The 16,350-nt window shown below is 46.7% G+C and carries 15 protein-coding genes and 1 pseudogene; 7 read left to right on the top strand and 9 right to left on the bottom strand.

Translation table 11 applies throughout. The features are described 5' to 3' along the window. Positions 1-34 precede the first annotated feature (34 nt). Together BST99_RS01920 and BST99_RS01915 are read left to right on the top strand one after the other, a co-directional pair. Positions 35-937 (top strand): sensor histidine kinase, encoded by a 903-nt coding sequence (locus tag BST99_RS01920; RefSeq protein WP_105000296.1) that lies wholly within the window; start codon positions 35-37, stop codon positions 935-937. Between the two features lie 39 nt (positions 938-976). Beyond that, positions 977-3,478 carry a M14 family metallopeptidase gene (locus tag BST99_RS01915; RefSeq protein WP_105000295.1) on the top strand — a complete coding sequence of 834 codons (2,502 nt, stop codon included), beginning with the start codon at positions 977-979 and terminating at the stop codon, positions 3,476-3,478. 19 nt (positions 3,479-3,497) lie between these two features. Here BST99_RS01915 and BST99_RS01910 read toward each other — a convergent pair whose 3' ends face one another. From BST99_RS01910 to BST99_RS01900, 3 genes are all read right to left on the bottom strand, one after another. After that, positions 3,498-5,531, bottom strand: coding sequence for a S9 family peptidase (locus BST99_RS01910; RefSeq protein ID WP_245916157.1), 2,034 nt, complete (start codon positions 5,529-5,531; stop codon positions 3,498-3,500). Positions 5,532-5,879: 348 nt separating this feature from the next. Then, positions 5,880-6,119 (bottom strand): hypothetical protein, encoded by a 240-nt coding sequence (locus BST99_RS01905; protein ID WP_105000293.1) that lies wholly within the window; start codon positions 6,117-6,119, stop codon positions 5,880-5,882. Between the two features lie 510 nt (positions 6,120-6,629). Then, entirely contained in the window at positions 6,630-7,301 is a 672-nt protein-coding gene (locus BST99_RS01900) for a peptidoglycan DD-metalloendopeptidase family protein (protein ID WP_105000292.1), read from the bottom strand. Between the two features lie 80 nt (positions 7,302-7,381). On the opposite strand from BST99_RS01900, the pseudogene msrA reads away from it, so the two are divergent. Beyond that, positions 7,382-8,082 (top strand): annotated as a pseudogene (msrA, locus tag BST99_RS01895) (peptide-methionine (S)-S-oxide reductase MsrA). Between the two features lie 2 nt (positions 8,083-8,084). On the opposite strand, the gene BST99_RS01890 reads toward msrA, so the two are convergent. The 4 genes from BST99_RS01890 to BST99_RS01875 all read right to left on the bottom strand — a co-directional run bounded on the left by BST99_RS01890 (position 8,085) and on the right by BST99_RS01875 (position 11,140). Beyond that, positions 8,085-9,533, bottom strand: a complete 1,449-nt coding sequence (locus BST99_RS01890) for a DUF4097 family beta strand repeat-containing protein (protein ID WP_146106176.1) — start codon at positions 9,531-9,533, stop codon at positions 8,085-8,087. Then, a complete protein-coding gene (locus BST99_RS01885; protein ID WP_146106175.1) occupies positions 9,505-10,116 on the bottom strand; it encodes a hypothetical protein in 612 nt (203 codons plus the stop codon). Before BST99_RS01885 ends, BST99_RS01890 begins: the two co-directional genes overlap by 29 nt. Next, the gene (locus BST99_RS01880) at positions 10,100-10,651 is read right to left on the bottom strand and encodes an RNA polymerase sigma factor (protein ID WP_245916156.1); all 552 of its coding nucleotides are present in this window, start codon (positions 10,649-10,651) and stop codon (positions 10,100-10,102) included. Before BST99_RS01880 ends, BST99_RS01885 begins: the two co-directional genes overlap by 17 nt. Before the next feature lie 63 nt (positions 10,652-10,714). Further along, positions 10,715-11,140: an OsmC family protein gene (locus BST99_RS01875; RefSeq protein ID WP_105000289.1), complete on the bottom strand. Its 426-nt coding sequence runs from the start codon at positions 11,138-11,140 to the stop codon at positions 10,715-10,717. 103 nt (positions 11,141-11,243) lie between these two features. On the opposite strand from BST99_RS01875, the gene meaB reads away from it, so the two are divergent. From meaB to BST99_RS14760, 4 genes are read left to right on the top strand one after another with little or no spacing between them, the layout of a single operon-like run. Beyond that, positions 11,244-12,239, top strand: coding sequence for a methylmalonyl Co-A mutase-associated GTPase MeaB (gene meaB / locus BST99_RS01870; RefSeq protein WP_105000288.1), 996 nt, complete (start codon positions 11,244-11,246; stop codon positions 12,237-12,239). Between the two features lie 33 nt (positions 12,240-12,272). Next, entirely contained in the window at positions 12,273-13,238 is a 966-nt protein-coding gene (locus BST99_RS01865; protein WP_105000287.1) for a glycosyltransferase family 2 protein, read from the top strand. Further along, positions 13,213-13,848 (top strand): lysylphosphatidylglycerol synthase transmembrane domain-containing protein, encoded by a 636-nt coding sequence (locus BST99_RS01860; protein WP_262494642.1) that lies wholly within the window; start codon positions 13,213-13,215, stop codon positions 13,846-13,848. Before BST99_RS01865 ends, BST99_RS01860 begins: the two co-directional genes overlap by 26 nt. Further along, on the top strand, positions 13,794-14,111 hold the full coding sequence (locus BST99_RS14760) for a flippase-like domain-containing protein (protein ID WP_262494641.1): 318 nt from the start codon (positions 13,794-13,796) through the stop codon (positions 14,109-14,111). The genes BST99_RS01860 and BST99_RS14760 overlap by 55 nt, the downstream gene beginning before the upstream one ends. On the opposite strand, the gene BST99_RS01855 is transcribed toward BST99_RS14760, so the two are convergent. Together BST99_RS01855 and BST99_RS01850 are read right to left on the bottom strand one after the other, a co-directional pair. Then, on the bottom strand, positions 14,077-15,759 hold the full coding sequence (locus BST99_RS01855; RefSeq protein WP_105000286.1) for an ArnT family glycosyltransferase: 1,683 nt from the start codon (positions 15,757-15,759) through the stop codon (positions 14,077-14,079). The genes BST99_RS14760 and BST99_RS01855 overlap by 35 nt on opposite strands. Continuing rightward, a complete protein-coding gene (locus BST99_RS01850; RefSeq protein ID WP_245916155.1) occupies positions 15,756-16,343 on the bottom strand; it encodes a phosphatase PAP2 family protein in 588 nt (195 codons plus the stop codon). Before BST99_RS01850 ends, BST99_RS01855 begins: the two co-directional genes overlap by 4 nt. Positions 16,344-16,350: the final 7 nt, after the last annotated feature.

Below are 16,350 nucleotides of genomic sequence, written 5' to 3'. Positions count from 1 at the left end.
TTCCGGTAGTTTTACACTATATATGTAGAACTATATGGCCTGGTTGGCCTTTTCGATGAACGACACTCCTTCTGCAGCACCCGATTTGCTGAGAAACACCCGATTGCTTTTGGCGTTTAACGCCTTAGGCATTGTAGTCTCTACCGGAATCGGATTAAGTATCCTTCTTGACGGAAATCAAGGGAATGGATTGGGCTTTGCCTTACTCGGCATTGGCGCCATACTCGGCTTGAATATCCGCAAGCTCAAAATTGGGTTGCAGGATCAGTTACGTGCAAAAGAGCTACAAGATCGCCTGGAAGAAAAAGAAACCTATCTCAAAGAGGTTCATCACCGGGTTAAAAACAATCTGCAAACGGTTTCCAGTTTATTGAGCCTGCAGGCGAGGGCTGTTGATGATCCCAAAATCAGTGCGATTATTAAGAACAGTCAACACCGCGTAGTTACCATGGCGATGGTGCACGAGATGCTCTACAAGAGAGATGATTACGTCTCCAAGATTGAACTAAAACCTTACCTGGAAGAACTCTGTGCTTTTTTGATTCGATCCACCAAAGAGCACGAAGACCAGGTTCAATTGCAATTGAATATTCCGGACTGCAAGTTGAATATCGACACCATTATTCCCCTGGGGTTGATTATCAACGAAATTGTGACCAATGCGCTTAAATATGGTCTTCCCGGAGAAGAAAATGGCTGTATTCAATTACAGCTAAATAAGCTAAGTCGTACAGAATACCAGATGAAAATTAGCGATAATGGTCTCGGCTTTTCGGATTCTATTACGGCACAGAACTCTAAATCTTTAGGACTCAAATTGATCCGTAATCTTGCGCGACAATTGATGGGCGAAATCGAAAAACTACCTGAATCCCCCGGCACCCACTACCGCCTGCTCTTCTCCGAAATTAAAGAAGGCGTGACCAGTGTAGATTAAGCGAAGAGTCTTTTTTATCTTTAAGCAAATCATTCACTTATGCGCTATTTTTCCGTATTGGTCGGTCTACTCCTATCCGTGACCGTCTCCGCCCAAGATTACTTCACCAAAGCCTACACCCCTTTTGAACAAGATATCCCTAGTCCAGAACAGTTCCTGGGCTATGGCATTGGAGAATACCACACCCGGCATGATCGCATTGTTAGCTATTTAGAGGAGCTTGCCAAGGTGTCGGACCGTGCACAATTGGTCGATTATGGACGTACGCATGAGGGCCGACGATTGGTTTTTCTTGTTATTGGCCGTCCTGACCGCCTTCAAAAATTGGGTGAAATTCAAGAATCCCAATGGAAGAGAGCCCAGCTCAAGTCCCAAGATGACAGCTTACCCTTGATTATCAATTTGGCCTATAATGTCCATGGCAATGAACCGTCTAGTTCAGAAGCGGCACTGCTTACCGCCTATACACTGGTAGCTTCCAACCACACCAGCATTCAAAAATACCGTGAAAAAGCCCTCATTTTTCTAGACCCAACCATCAACCCAGACGGGCGAGACCGGCACACACAATGGGCAAATAGCTACCGCGCAACCCCTCTGGTGAACGATCCACAAGACGCTGAGCACAACGAAGCCTGGCCACGAGGAAGAACCAACCACTATTGGTTTGATTTAAATCGCGACTGGCTCTTGGGTATTCACCCCGAAAGTCGTGGAAAATTAAACTGGTACCACAAGTGGTATCCGCATGTGGTGACGGACTTCCACGAAATGGGCACCCAAAGCACCTACTTCTTTGAACCCATGAAGGACATTGGTTCCTTGGATCCTATCATGCCCAAAGAGAATTACGAAGACCTGAACAATCTGTTTGGAGAGTATTTTGCCAGTTCGCTGGACAGTATCGGCTCCTTCTACTTTACACGGGAAGTGTTCGACGGTACCTATCCGGGTTACGGATCCTCGTATCCCGACTTGCAAGGGGGATTAGGTCTTCTTTTCGAACAAGCCAGTTCTAGAGGACATGTTCAAAAAACCAAATATGGCGAGATCACCTTCCCTTTCACTATTCGCAACCAATATGTTTCTGGCTTGACCACAGTAAAGGCCGCAGTAGAAAACGATCAGTTGCTGAAAGATTACCAAAAACGCTTTTTTGAATCGGCTTTAAAAGGCTGGTCCAAAACCAAAATCCGCGGATACTACATCAATGATGAAGGAGATCGCAACCGTTTTAAGGCTTTTGCTGACAAACTCCTCCTCCATCGTATCAAATTCTATAAAAGCGGCAATGGCTATGTCGTTCCAACTTCACAGCCTCAATACCGCATGGTGCAAACTTTCTTTGAGACCTACAGCAAATACAGAGACAGTGTCTATTACGATGCTTCCGCCTGGTCTGTGGCGAATTTTTATCATATTCCCTACAAGGCGGAAACTGCCCTTAATCTGCAGGAAGAAATCACCGATCTGTCTCAATTACCCGAAGCACCTGCTCCGGAAAAGGCCAATTACGCCTACTTGCTCGATTACCAGGATTACAACGCGAACGCGGCCTTGTATTACTTACAATCAAAAGGTTTGGTTTTAGCCAGTGCTTTCAAAGGCTTTCAATCGGAAACCAACAGAGGCAAACAGAATTTTGCAGCAGGGACACTGATGCTACCGGTATCTCGCCAAAAGGCTGACCCAGAAAAAATTTACCAGTGGGTTCGAGAAGCCTGGGAAAAGTACAAGGTGCCCGTATACTCTCTGAGTACAGGTTATACGCCGAACGGGATTGATTTGGGTAGCCGACACTTTAGAACACTGGATCAACCCAAAGCCGCACTCCTTATCGGAGAAGGGACAAGCTCTTATGAGGCCGGTGAGGTTTGGCACCTTTTAGACACGCGATTGCACATGCCGATTTCCAAATTGCGTTTAGCCCAGTTCAAGCGCATGGACCTCTCTCGCTACAACACCCTGGTGATGATCTCAGGGCGCTACAAGCTCGATAAGCGGGATCAGCAAAAGATCAAGGATTGGGTGAGCCGTGGGAATACGCTAATCACAATTGGGACAGCCTCTTCTTGGGCCATCGATAAAAAACTAGTGACCGAGTCCAAGACAAAGGGAAAGAAAGCTGACACCACCAACCTAAAGCGCCTACCCTATATCGATGCCTCGGAGATTGAAGGCAAAGAAGAAGTTGGAGGTGTTATACTGCGTGCTGATCTGGACTTGACCCACCCCTTAGGGTTTGGATATTCCACATCCAGCATCCCGGTTTACAAAAACAACGAAGTTTGGCTGAAGCCGAGTAAAAATGCCTATTCCACGGTAGCGAAGTACACGCAAAAACCCCATATTGATGGCTACTTAACCAAGAAGAATATGGAAGAATTTGTCAAGCCTTCTGCCTCACTTCTGGTATCCCGCTTGGGCGGTGGAAGGGTTGTCCTGTTTGCAGACAACCCGAACTTCCGTGGTTCTTGGTACGGTACCAACCGTCTGTTTATGAATGCGCTCTTTTTGGGCCAGCACATTCAAGTCCCGTAAAAGGCTATTCATTTTGACCTTACTCCTGTTCTGGCAGGTACTTATCGAACCAGGCCACCGTATGCGCTATTTTGGCGATCAGGTTACTGGGGCGATTGGCAATACCGTGACTGGCATTGGGAATTTCGACCAAAACGGTCTCTTTCTTCTGCAATTTTAAAGCGTGATAGAGCTGCTTGGCCTCGCTCGGAGGGGTTCGTAAGTCATTCATACCTACCATGACCATAGTGGGGGTTTCGATGTTTCCCACCAAAGAAATAGGAGAAAACTTCCAGTAGTGCTCGACATTCTCCCAAGGCTGACCTTCGTAGCGTGAATTGGCGTAACCGTAGTAGTTATCGGCCACCAAGGTCTTGCTGATCCAGTTCATGACGGGTTTAGCAACGACAGCGGCTTCAAAGCGGTTGTTCTTTCCAATCATCCAGGCGGTCATAATTCCTCCAGCACTTCCACCGGTGACAAAGAGCTGGTCTTCGTGAGCAATCCCCATCTTAATGCAGTGATCCACTCCATCCATGGTATCGTCATAATCCTGCCCTGGGTAATTGCGGTAAAGGGTATTTCCGAACTCTTCTCCATAACTGGTGCTTCCACGGGCATTGGGATAAAACACAACATAGCCTGCGGTAGCATAAAGCTGCATTTCGATGGAGAAGCGGTCTCCGTAATTCAAAATTGGACCTCCATGATTTTCGACCATAAAGGGGTACTTTATTGCCGGATCGTAGTTTGGCGGGTAGACCACCCAACCTTGTAAATCGCGTCCATCATAAGACGACTTGTACCAGACCTCTTCTACCTTGCCCAGCGTGCGAAAATCAAGCAGGGCTGCATTGAGGTCCGTAATCTTTCTCACTCCTTTCTTTTTCGGGTTGATTATGGCCAATTCAGCAGGAAAGGCGGGGGTTGAAAGCGTATAAGCCAAAGTCCCGTTCTTCGATACGGAGTAGGTACCACTACCGTAAGGTCTTCCCAAGGTGGTTCCTCCGCGGTTTTCAGCTAGTTTTGTGACCTTACCTGATCGTGTAATGAAACCGATCTTTCCATTTCCTTTATCGTCATAATTGAAGTATAGCCCATCTCCCTTGACACTCCACTGCAAGCTGCTAACACTGCGATCCAGGGCATCTGAAATGCTGCGTTGGTTACTACCATCACTGTTCATCAAGTGAATCTTGCGCACCTGATAGGCCTCGTACTTGTCTTCATACCCAATGTAGGCAATGGTTTTTCCGTCAGGAGAAACCACTGGGCTGTAATCCGGTCCATCGCGTTCAGTCAGCGCTTTGATTTCTTTGGTCAGTACATTTAAGGAGTACACTTCACTATTGCGAAAACGGTATTCCCAGTCTTCCAACCGGTTGGCCGAAAAATAAAGATGTTGACCATCAGGAGCCCAGGATAGGGATCCTCCGTGATTCCAATCCCCGCTGGACACTTGCCGAGGGGCTCCTCCATTGGAAGGGATCACAAAAATGTGTCGAAAGCCGGGCTTTACATAGCCTTGACCATCTGCCTCGTGTTTGAGGCGGTCAGTGATGCGTGCCGCTGCGGACCATTTCGCTCCTTTTGGCTTTTTGGGCAGCTTGGCAATAACAGGAGCCGACTTGGGTACATTCATGACAAATGCCAATTGACTTCCGTCGGGCGACCAGGTAATGGAGCCCGGAGAAAAGGGCAGCTGACTGATTCGGGCGGTTTTGCCGGTATTTACCCAATAGATATAAATTTCGGAGCCCTCGTCTGTAGAGCTGCTAAAGGCAATGCGATCACCTGAGGGTGACCATACTGCAGAGCTTTCGTTGACTTCTCTAGAGGTGAGTTTCTGGTGTTGACCACCGTCGGTTTTAATAAGCCACAGGTTACCTTTAGAGCGGTCTTTCATCACATCGAAGCCCATACGTCGATAGACCACCCATTCCCCACTTGGAGAAATCTGGGGTTGGGAGACATATTGCAAATCAAAAATGTCCATGTAAGAGAAGGCAGGCTTTTGGCCATAAAGAGCTACACCGCTACAAAGCGCTAGAAGGGTTAGAAGTAAATATCGCACAATACTGATTTTAGAGAATCTCAAAGGTAAGACAAAGCGCCTCAAAATCAGTGAATGCGGGCTACTGAGGGGGAGAAACGACAAAAGATCAAGAGTCTTTCTTGATCCAATATCGCAAGGAGGCACCAGCCTCCGATGGATAGGGTCGATGGAACAAGACCTAGGTCCTGCTCCTCTAACTTTGGTTTCTTTCTATTTCTGGCGAGCTATAGCCTGAGATAAACGTACAGAGAAAAACAAAGAAGCTAATACAAAAAGTGAACTTCCAGCTAGAGCGATTTGTGATAGAGTAAAAAGATCCATAATAATTGTTTTTAAGGTTTTGGAAAGATTTGGGTTTGGGTTTTATTAAGCCAATTTTGACTTGTTCTTTTTCGTCTTGAAAGACAAAGCTTTCTTGATGCGAGAGTTTTTGAATTTGTAAAGGCGAGCAACTTCTTTCTTATCAGCCATAACTTCTTTTACTTCTTCGGTAGAAACCTCAACACTAATGATAATAGGAGTTACTTCAGGAGCTTGAACAGCTATGGAAGCAGCAGCGAAAGTCGTAGCGAAAAGAAGGGCGATAAGAGTTAAAGTAGCTTTCATGACTTGGGCTTTGATTTGTGACTAAAGTAGATCCAGGTCCCTCGAAGCCCTTTAATACTCGCTTATCGACAAGATTTACTCGATTTAAAACACCAAATCAGTTGAAGTGTAAAAAAGCATCGGTAACGGTATTCAGCTTGACATACCGCTTACCGATGAGAGTGTCCGTTTACCGACCAATTAGCTCCACTTTTTTGGGGCTGCCCCCCTAATTTTGAGGCGTAATTAGGACTTGATAAGTGAATTTTTGAGTAAAAGGAGGCTGTGTGAAGGCGTTTTACTTTCTTTCAGCACCTCCAAAAGCGCAGATCCATGCTTTGCTCGGATAGCCGTGCTTTGCCGTCCTAGAAGAAAGAACAGGCCGATGAGCCCTATTGTATACATCGTTTTCCTGAATACTTTACCGTATTTATGGGCCAAGCTCGAATGTGCTTAAAAGCTCGCCAAGAGGAATTCTAACGTCTTCAAATGATTTGAACAGGCTGCTTCTGTGTGGAGTGAGCTTTCCGATTACGGAGCAGAAAGTCCGAGAAATGGTAAGGGGTCAGGACAATTAGCGACGAATCTCCTCTGATCAGAAGGAGCACAGACTCCCGGATAGTCTCCCTTTTCATCCTGCATCTCCAGAATTAGTTGAAAATGCAAGTGGGGCGCATAACCGCCATTTTCATGGGCCTCCCCCAGCTTAGCGATGACTTCTCCGGCTTTAACTTCTTGGCCTACAATCCAATTGGCAAGGGACTCTTCTGCCAGATGGCCATAAAGACTAAAACCTTCAAAAGGAGTTTCTGACCATTCTGTTCGGTGTTCAAGAATTAAGGTTGGGCCATAATCCCCTGAGACGGTGTTGTTAGCAAAACTGTGAATTCGTCCAGAGAATGGTGCCAGAATATGGTTATCGGCCGCACACCAAAAATCTACCCCCAAATGAAGGCTCCGGGTCTCGCCTCTCTGAAAAAGGCCATTTTGCGTATAGAGATCCCTGTTCTCCATATAGCCTCCATAGGCCACAAGGGCAGCACGCTCCTGGCAATACTCCTCCAAAAAGGTCGCGCAACGCTCCGGGTCTTGGACCAATTCAGCGGAAATGTTGGGGTTTGATTTTGAAAGGTCCACCGGGACGTAGTTAGTTCGGGAGGATACCCCATCAATGAGAGGTCTAAAAACGGCTTGTTCTACCATGTAAAAATCCTAAAGAATGATAAAAAATGGAGATTTTGTAAGGTTCGACCTAAATTTACTAACCATTAAAGAAAAGAGACATGATGAAAACGAAAATGAGCTTCCTTATCGCCTTTTTTGGCAGTGTAGTACTGGTATTTAGTTCTTGCAACTCTACAGGCAAGAAAACACAAGAAAACGAGCCCCTTATTGCTGAGAAGGAGGAGACTGAAAAAAACGATGTCAATCTTCAGGAATATACCGTAGCCTATTTTGCTTCCGGTTGTTTTTGGTGTGTTGAAGCGATTTATGAGAGTGTTGAAGGGGTGGTAGAAGCGGAGTCCGGATATGCTGGAGGTACGGAAGTCAATCCCAACTACAATGATGTCTCTTATGGGAGAACAGGGCATGCGGAAACCGTAAAGGTTTATTACGACCCCTCGAAAGTGAGTTTCTTTCAGTTGGTACAGGTCTTCTTTGGCTCACACGACCCAACGACCCTTAATCGTCAAGGCCCGGACAGGGTCCTCAATACCGATCCATTGCCTTTTACCAGAATGAGGAAGAACAAAAAGTGATTTTAGAGTACCTCGATTTATTGAGAGAAAAAAAGGTCTACGATCGACCGATTGTAACCGAGGTGAGTCCTTTTACCAAGTTTTATATAGCGGAAGAGTACCATCAGGACTATGAAAAAAGAAACCCGAATCAACGTTATGTTCAGACTGTAAGTATTCCCCGCTTGAATCGTTTTAAGGCCAACTTCCCTCACTTATTGAAAAAAGAGGCCCAGGCGCATTAAGCTTACTGCTGCGCGAGTACTACAGAACTGTACTGGGATTGAATACTGAGGTTGTTTTTGGCTTTACCCATGCCCAAGACCCCGCGGTAGATCTTTTTGTTTCGGCTGGCATTCAAATCCAATCCACTACTCGGCAATTGGCATTCGGATGCATTAGCAAACAGATAGAGCTCCATCGGAAAGTTGGGCAATTGTATGACCACTTCTCCGTGCTCGGTCGTGATGTCCAAGTTGGTGCAGTTTTCAGTGATGGTTTTTATTTCAAGAGCACCCAATTGCTGAGAGAGCAAACTGCTGCTTTCTAACCGCTCAATAAATACATTCGAACTAACCGCATCCATATTCAGCTGTCCTACGCGGAGCAGGTCAACCCGCTCCGCATAGTTCGCCTTGAGTTGGCCAGCATTCCAATCCTCCACCCGGATTGGGCTGTAAGCCGCCTCAATTTGTGTGTTCTTCCCATCCACCCGAGTTGCCAGTAGGCGAGCATAACTCAGGTTAGCCTTCATGTCTTCAGCACTGGCCAAAGTAACTTCTCCATGCTTGACGTCTAGTTGTAACTTGACCGACTTGGGCATTTTGATTTTGATTTGGGTCTTGACCTTGAACTTCCGGGTATCTCCGTTGGTGCGGAAGAAGAAGCGATTAGAAGAAGGTGCTTCGGAGAAAAAGGCATTCCCACGCACTTCGTAAATGCGCTTGACCTTCTCTTCTGCCCGCTTTTCTATTTCGGCAGCACGTTTCTCCATTTCGGCTGCTTTCTCTTCAATTCGAGCAGCGCGTTCTTCCATAAGCGCTGCGCGCTCTTCCATTTTCTCTGCACGGATCTCCGCCTTCTTGGCCTGCTCTTCAAACTTCTTGGCCCAAGCTTCCATCTTCTTCTGGTAGTCCTCGTCCAAAGACTCTTCGAATTCACTTTGCCATTTGCGCAGGTACTCCTTGCCTTCTTTCTTGTACTTGTCGTAGTCGAAAGTTTTCATTTTTAAAGGAGGCATCGGAGGCATCTCCGGAATAGCGACCATGATCGAATCCACCAATTCAGGAATGGCCAATTGTTCAAAAATGGGCGCTAGTTCGCTAAAATTGAAATCCAATTCCAGATTCGGAAAAGAAGTAGCCTCGGCTGTCCAAACATCAGGTCCTCCAAAAAAGAAACGGTTTCCGGACTTGATTTCGACCTTGTTGCTGTTTCCCTGAATCTTCAAGCCATTTTCTTTGAAGTATTCCAAGGCTTCTTCTTCCGTCGCCCCTTCCAAAACAATTTCGGCACTGATTTCGATCTGGTTCTTGTTCCAGGAATCCAAGACGATATCGGCATGGGCGGTGTTGATGTCGAGAACCGCACCCGGTTCGACTTTGTAGACCTCTTTGTAGGTCTTCTTTTGCTTTTGGGCCAGGGTCGTCCCGCCCAAGAGACAAGCACTAAATAATAACAGTAGAGACTTGTTCATTTTCTGATGATTTTAATTGATTTAATTTACTCTGCAACTTCCCAATCAACTTGAGGCGCAATTGCAAATTCTGTATAAGAGCCGCGATCAATTGATCATTAGGCCCTTGCTGGTAAAGCTCCTGATTAAGGGCTTTGTAATCCGCGTCGAGCTCGGCCAGACGTTCGAGGTACTGATCCACTACTTCCCCCTGGTCCTGATGCAGAGGCAATTGAGAAAGCTGGTAATTGATCTGACTGACGTAAAACTGTTCTACTTTTTGAAGGTCTGGAGAAACATCGCCCAAACTGTAATTGACCAAGGGGTCTTCTGTTTGGTGCTCCTGATTCACGATTTCCTGATCAGGATCAAGGCTGTCTTTTACCGGACCCCGTTGGCTCTGTTGCCAACCAAATAGCAAGCCCGCTATAATCACGGCGGCTGCAGCAATTTTCCACCAAAGGGGTTTGATTGTATAGGTTTCTTTGGATTGTGTATTGCGCTGCAAACGCTCGGCAAACCGCTCCTCATGACCTCTCGGCATGGACCGCCCTTCGGACGCCCTTCTCTTTTCTTCAAATAAGTCTCTAAGATCCTGTCCCATAATGACTCTTTTCTAGCATCTTTTTTAATTTCTGTCTTCCGCGGGCCAATCGGGCTCGGGAATTGGAGGGTGAAATCTTAATGATCTCACTGATTTCTTCGTGGTCATACCCTTCAACCAAATACAGCAGCACTACTTCTCTGTATTTTTCGGGGAGTCGCTTTATCGCTTCTTCTACCCGTTCCAGGCTCACGGTGGAATCTACTTCCCAATCGTTGGTCTGATCCAGATCAATCACTTCATTTTCTTCCCACTCATTGACCACCTCTCTTCTGGATCGAATCCAGTCCAGGCTCCGGTTCACCACAATGCGCTTTAACCAGGCACCAAAACTGACCTGCCCTTCAAACTGATGCAAGCGGTCGAATGCCTTGATAAAGGATTCCTGGACAATATCCTCCGCATCCGCCGGCCGGTCCACATAGCGAATCGCCACATGAAACATGCCCTCGGCATATTGCCGATACAGCTGCATCTGTGCCTTGGGGTTGTGTTCCCTGCACTGCTGTAATAAAAGGGATTGGTCTGGCGCCAAAATGTCTTTTTTCAGGTGGTTTGGTCTAAAGACGTAAGCGAATTACGCCTGTGACAAAAAAAATTAATCTTCCTCTAGGAGATTCAGATGAACGGTTACATTTTCATATACCGCTTGGCAGTAGGGGCAGTAGTCGTAGGCCTCTTGCATCAACGCGCTCCCCTCCTCTGTTGAGCAACCTGGAATCAGGGCCTCCAAGACGATTTCAAGAATCTCCTCCCCTTCCTCCTCCATAAGGGCTACGGCAGCGGTCACCCGAATTTCTGAAGAAATAACCGTGCTGTTTTCTGTCGCTGAATCCATCAGCACCTGGGCATAGCTGCTGGCGATCGCAGCCGCCAGTAATTGTTCCGGACTACTTCGCTGTGGTAAACCTTCTTCTTCACTGGCACTAGGGCTTAGCGCCAAGGCTAATTCACCATCGGCAGAAACCACAAAACCCGATCGCCCGCCGGTATTGGTCATGTGGTCATTTGAATTACTTAACATAGTATGCTATTTGATTTAGAAATTAAGGAATCGCTTTTAGCTAGCAGTGGGCTACCTTCTTAAATTTTGGCCAAAGTACAGGGTCATTTCGTACCTTCGAATCATGAGTCATTCCCCGCAAACACCCGAGTTGATACAGGATTTCCTTCAGGGGAATCGCGCCGCCTTGGGCCGGGCAATCACCCTTGTCGAAAGCAACCATCCCAAACACCAAATGGCCGCCGAAGCGATCTTATCGGCCGCTATGAGCGCAAAAAAGAACTCCATACGCATCGGTATTACGGGGGTGCCGGGTGTTGGCAAAAGTACCTTTATCGAAGCCCTCGGAAAACTATTGATCTCCCAAGGACATCGCGTTGCTGTGCTAGCGGTAGACCCCTCCAGCCAGCGGAGTCAGGGATCCATTTTGGGTGACAAAACCCGGATGCAAGAACTCTCTCGGGATGAGGATGCTTTTATTCGCCCTTCTCCATCTGGCGAAACGCTCGGTGGCGTCGCTCGAAAGACCAGAGAATCCATGATCCTCTGTGAAGCAGCAGGTTACGATGTAATCTTGGTTGAAACCATGGGGGTAGGCCAAAGCGAAATCCTCGTGCACAGCATGGTGGATTTTTTCCTCCTCCTGAAATTGGCCGGTGCCGGAGATGAGCTACAAGGCATCAAACGGGGCATTATGGAAATGGCTGATAGCATAGTCATCAATAAAGCCGATGGCGAAAACAAGCAGCGCGCCCAAAGAGCTCAAAAGGAATTTCAAGGAGCTCTGCACTATTTGCAGCAGCGGGGAGACGGCTGGAGTCCGCAAGTGTTGTTGAGTTCAGGTCTCCACAATCAGGGTATTGAGGAAGTTTGGTCTCTTATCGAAGGCTATATCAAAGAAAGTCTGGCCAGTGGAAAATTCGATCAACAGCGATCGGAGCAAGAAGCCGAATGGTTTTATCAATCCTTGAAAGAGCAGTTGCAGCAGGCCTTCCAAGATTCTCCTAAAATGAAGGCTGCCCTCTCTGAAAAGCTGGAAGCCATTCAGAAAAGACAGGCAACTCCTTACCGAGCAGCCCTGGGCCTGGTAGAGGACTTTTTAAAGGAAGGTCAGTCGTAGAAAAAAACTAAATTTGCGCTCATTTAGACGCCGATGAGTATTGTAACCCAAGAATTGCTTTCTATTGTTGTTCCCTTGTACAACGAACAAGACAACGTTGTTCTTCTCACCGAAAAGATCCATGAAAGTCTGGAGGGCTATACCTACCAAATCATTTATGTAGACGATTTTTCTACCGATGCAACCCGTAAGGTGGTCAAAGAGATGCAAGACGATAAGGTGCACCTCATTGAGCTTAAAAAGAATTACGGCCAAAGCTTGGCACTTGCGGCTGGTATAGATTACGCGGAAGGGGAATTCATTATTACCATGGACGGAGATTTGCAAAATGATCCGTCAGATATCCCTCAAATGCTGGAGTACGCCATTGATGAAGACTATGATCTGATCACGGGGATTCGCCAAAAGAGAAAGGATTCTCTGGTTAAAAAAATCCCTTCCAAAATCGCCAATTTCCTGGTCCGAAAAGTCACCAAACTCGACATCAAAGACAACGGTTGTGCCTTGAAGGTATTTAGCAAAGAAATCGCTAAAGGCCTTAACCTTTATGGCGAAATGCACCGTTTTATTACTCTTTTGGCGTATTTGGAAGGAGCCCAGATCAAGCAGGTACCCGTGAAGCACCACGCTAGACATTCTGGAGTATCCAAGTACGGACTGGAACGTGTTTTTAAGGTGGTAGCCGATATGATGCTCCTGCTCTTTATTCGCAAGTACTTTCAGCGCCCAATTCACCTCTTTGGGATCTTCGGGGTATTGCTGGTCATCCTGGGCGTAGGAATCAATATTTTCTTGCTCATCGTTAAGTTCGGCTGGGGGCAAGATATTGGAACTCGTCCTTTGTTGATTTTCGGGATGCTCTTCATTTTGGGAGGAATTCAACTCTTCACCATAGGTATCGTAATGGAGTTACTCATTCGCACCTATTACGAATCCCAGCAAAAACGACCTTACCGGATTAAAAAAGTGAGCATTGGCGATCGGGAAAAAGCAGCGTAAACTTCTCTTTACCGCACTCAAGCTGGTTATTGGGTTTGTCCTGATTTACTTTGTCTTTACCAAAATTAATCCCGAGGATGTCGCCGATATTCTGGCCAAAGCCCATTGGGGACTTCTCTTTTTGGCTGTCTTTCTGGTCGGGGCATCCAAAGCCTTAGCTACTCTTCGACTTGAGGGATACCTGCACCAAATAGGCGCTCCAATTTCACGGCTCGAAAACCTCAAGCTCTATTTGCTCGGCATGTTCTACAACCTCTTCATTCCTGGTGGAATCGGAGGAGACGCCTACAAAGGGTATGTCATACAAAAAACCTACCCCGTAAAAACCAAGCAGGTCGTCAGTGCCCTGCTCCTGGACCGATTGAGTGGAATGCTCTTGCTCTTTCTATACGGCTGTATTATCGCCCTTATTTTACCAGCCGATATCTGGCAGGGGTGGTCTTGGCTATTCTGGTTGGGAATGCCCTCCTCAGTGGTTGTCTTTTGGTACCTCAATAAACGATTTTTTGCCTTTGTGTTGCCCTTTTTCTGGCAATCAGCCTCTATTCTGCTGGGGTGCAAGGACTTCAACTGCTCGCCGTCGAATGCATTTTGTACGCCTTTGGTATAGAGACCCAACACCTGTCTTATTTGCTGGTCTTTCTGGCCTCCTCTATCGCATCTGCCCTCCCCATTTCACCACCGGGGGGGCTTGGTTTCCGGGAAGCGACCTTTTATTATGGGCATCTTTGGCTGGCACTCAGCAAAGAGCAAGCAGTCAGTATCAGCTTGACTTTCTTCCTGAGTCAGGCCCTGATTTCACTATTCGGGATGTATTATCACTTCAAGAAGCCCATGCCTATTCCTTCTGATGAGGAGCTTCCGTCATCTTGAGTAAATAATGCTTTCTGAGAACCTCTTTGCGACTGTGCGGGTTTAAAAAACGAGCTTGCAAACGGGTAATACGGAACTGATCCACCTCCAATTCTTCCGACCACTCCCAACCTTGGTTGAAAAGGTCTACTTTCTGTTTTTCATTGGTATAGAGCCAAATTTCCTGGCCCTCTTCAAGATCTGTATTAGGGTCAAAAACAGGTGTTGGACGGCGGTTGTAAAAATCCAAGGCCCAAGTGTGGTCATCGGACCATTTGTAAATCCCTTGGGCGTCAATTTGCTTTTCCTTGATTAGTTTGGCCATTTCGGACCCTCCCTGGTAATGGAGTAGACGCGGATAAAAATGCAAGTTAAGTACCGCATTGATCAGTAATGAAGTGGATACAACCAAGGTGATCAGACGCGGAAAAGGGGGGTCAATCTTGAGTATATAAAGAACCATGCAGATCAATCCCATAAAGAACAGGAAGTAGGCAAATGCCGAGTCCAGAGGAAAGACGAAGAAGACCAAAAGACAAATGACTACAAAGCACAACGATAAAATGGTGTAGTGAATAGGCAACAGTATTTTCATCAAGCGCCCGCTTTGACGACGGTCAAGGGTATCCAAATAGCCCGCAGTCAGAACGGCGTACAGAGGCATCAAAACATTGAGGTAATGCGGGAGTTTAAATTGAGCAAAACTGATCAGTGGAAAAATAATAAACAAAGCGCCGAGGGTGGCAAACTCCAGGCCACGCACCTTCCTGAGTCGTAGCTTGATCGCCTGAGAAGTCCTTACCCAAAGGGCCAATAAACTCAATACCGTCCAGGGTAGAATCACCCATAAAAAGCTGTGGAAGAAAAAGAAATAATCGGAGCTGTTTTTGCCCATTCCTTCGCCACTCATGCGTTCAAAACTCTGCTCCCAGAAAATAAAATAGATCCCACTTCGATCCCCTCTACCACGAATGATTTTTTCGGGATGTAAATCAAACTGTTGATAGTAGGCGTAAAGCATGGGGCTGATGGTCAAAGCAAATACTCCAAGAGCCAGTAATAGTCTTGCATCCAATAGTCTTTTCCACTGCCTGGTATAAGCCAAATGACAGAGTACAGTCATTCCGATGACCACCAAGGCGATCTGTCCCTTGGTTGAAAATGCGAGTCCTGCGCCTATCGCCCCCCAAAAAAGGGCGTTGGTCTTTCGGGTTTCTATAAAGGCGATCAATTTCCAAATAGCAAAGATGCTGAAGCCTGTTAAGACGGCATCTGTTCGAACGTCAATCGCGGACAATACAATGGTCTGTGAGCTTAAAAAAATTAACGAAGCCAACTTCCCGGCAGAACGACGGTACAGTAAGCTGGCCAATCCATAGCAACTGTAAGCTCCTAAGAGGAGCACCAATAAAGCGGGTAAGCGGTAGGCGAATTCCGAAACACCGAATAACGAAAAACTTCCAGCCGCCAACCAATAGTGTAAATGCGGTTTATCGAGGTACTCTTCAGTCCCTTTAAATAGCCGAAGGAAATCGTTCTCCTGCACCATCCGCAGGGCCATTACGGCAAATTGATTGGAATCGTTTTCGAAAAGGGTCACCGGAAGTCCCATGACCATTACCCAGATCAAGAGTCCCAACAGCAGGTAATACCGACGATCCGAAATCATTGACCTGGCATTAACGTATCCGGGAGATACCGTTCAACTGCTTTTTTGAAAAGAAGGGAAAACAAGATCCCCAATCCGCTGCCAATAGCGATGCCCGTAACCACATCCAAAGGAAAGTGAACTCCGATATAAATCCGGCTGTAAGCCACCAGTAGAGCCCAAAACAAAAGGGCCAGCATCCTCTTTCCCCATTTAAAAGAGAGTAAGCGGAAAAAGAAAACGGCCATGGCAAAGGAATTGGACGCATGGGCCGAGAAGTAGCCAAACTTACCGCCGCATCTTGGTTTCACCAGCCGAATACGCTCAAAGAGGTCCGGGTCATGACAAGGACGAAGTCGTTCAAAACCGTATTTAAATGCATTGGCCAGCTGGTCGGTCGCCGTAATTAATAATCCGACAAACAACAAACTGACAAGCGTTTGCTTCCAACCCAGGGTGCGATAGGTCAAAAAGAGTAAAAAAGCGTAAAGGGGTATGGCATTCCACTTCCCGGTAATGAACATCCAAAACCCATCAAAGGTTGGGGAACCCAGATTATTTAGAAATACAAAGAGTTCTTTGTCCAGTTCGAGGAGTCCTTCCAAAACAGGG

It is taken from the genome of Aureicoccus marinus (assembly GCF_002954325.1).
GTDB classification, from domain to species: domain Bacteria; phylum Bacteroidota; class Bacteroidia; order Flavobacteriales; family Flavobacteriaceae; genus Aureicoccus; species Aureicoccus marinus.
The sequence above is the reverse complement of the archived record's forward strand: the minus strand, read 5'-3'. Positions and strand labels throughout refer to the sequence as shown.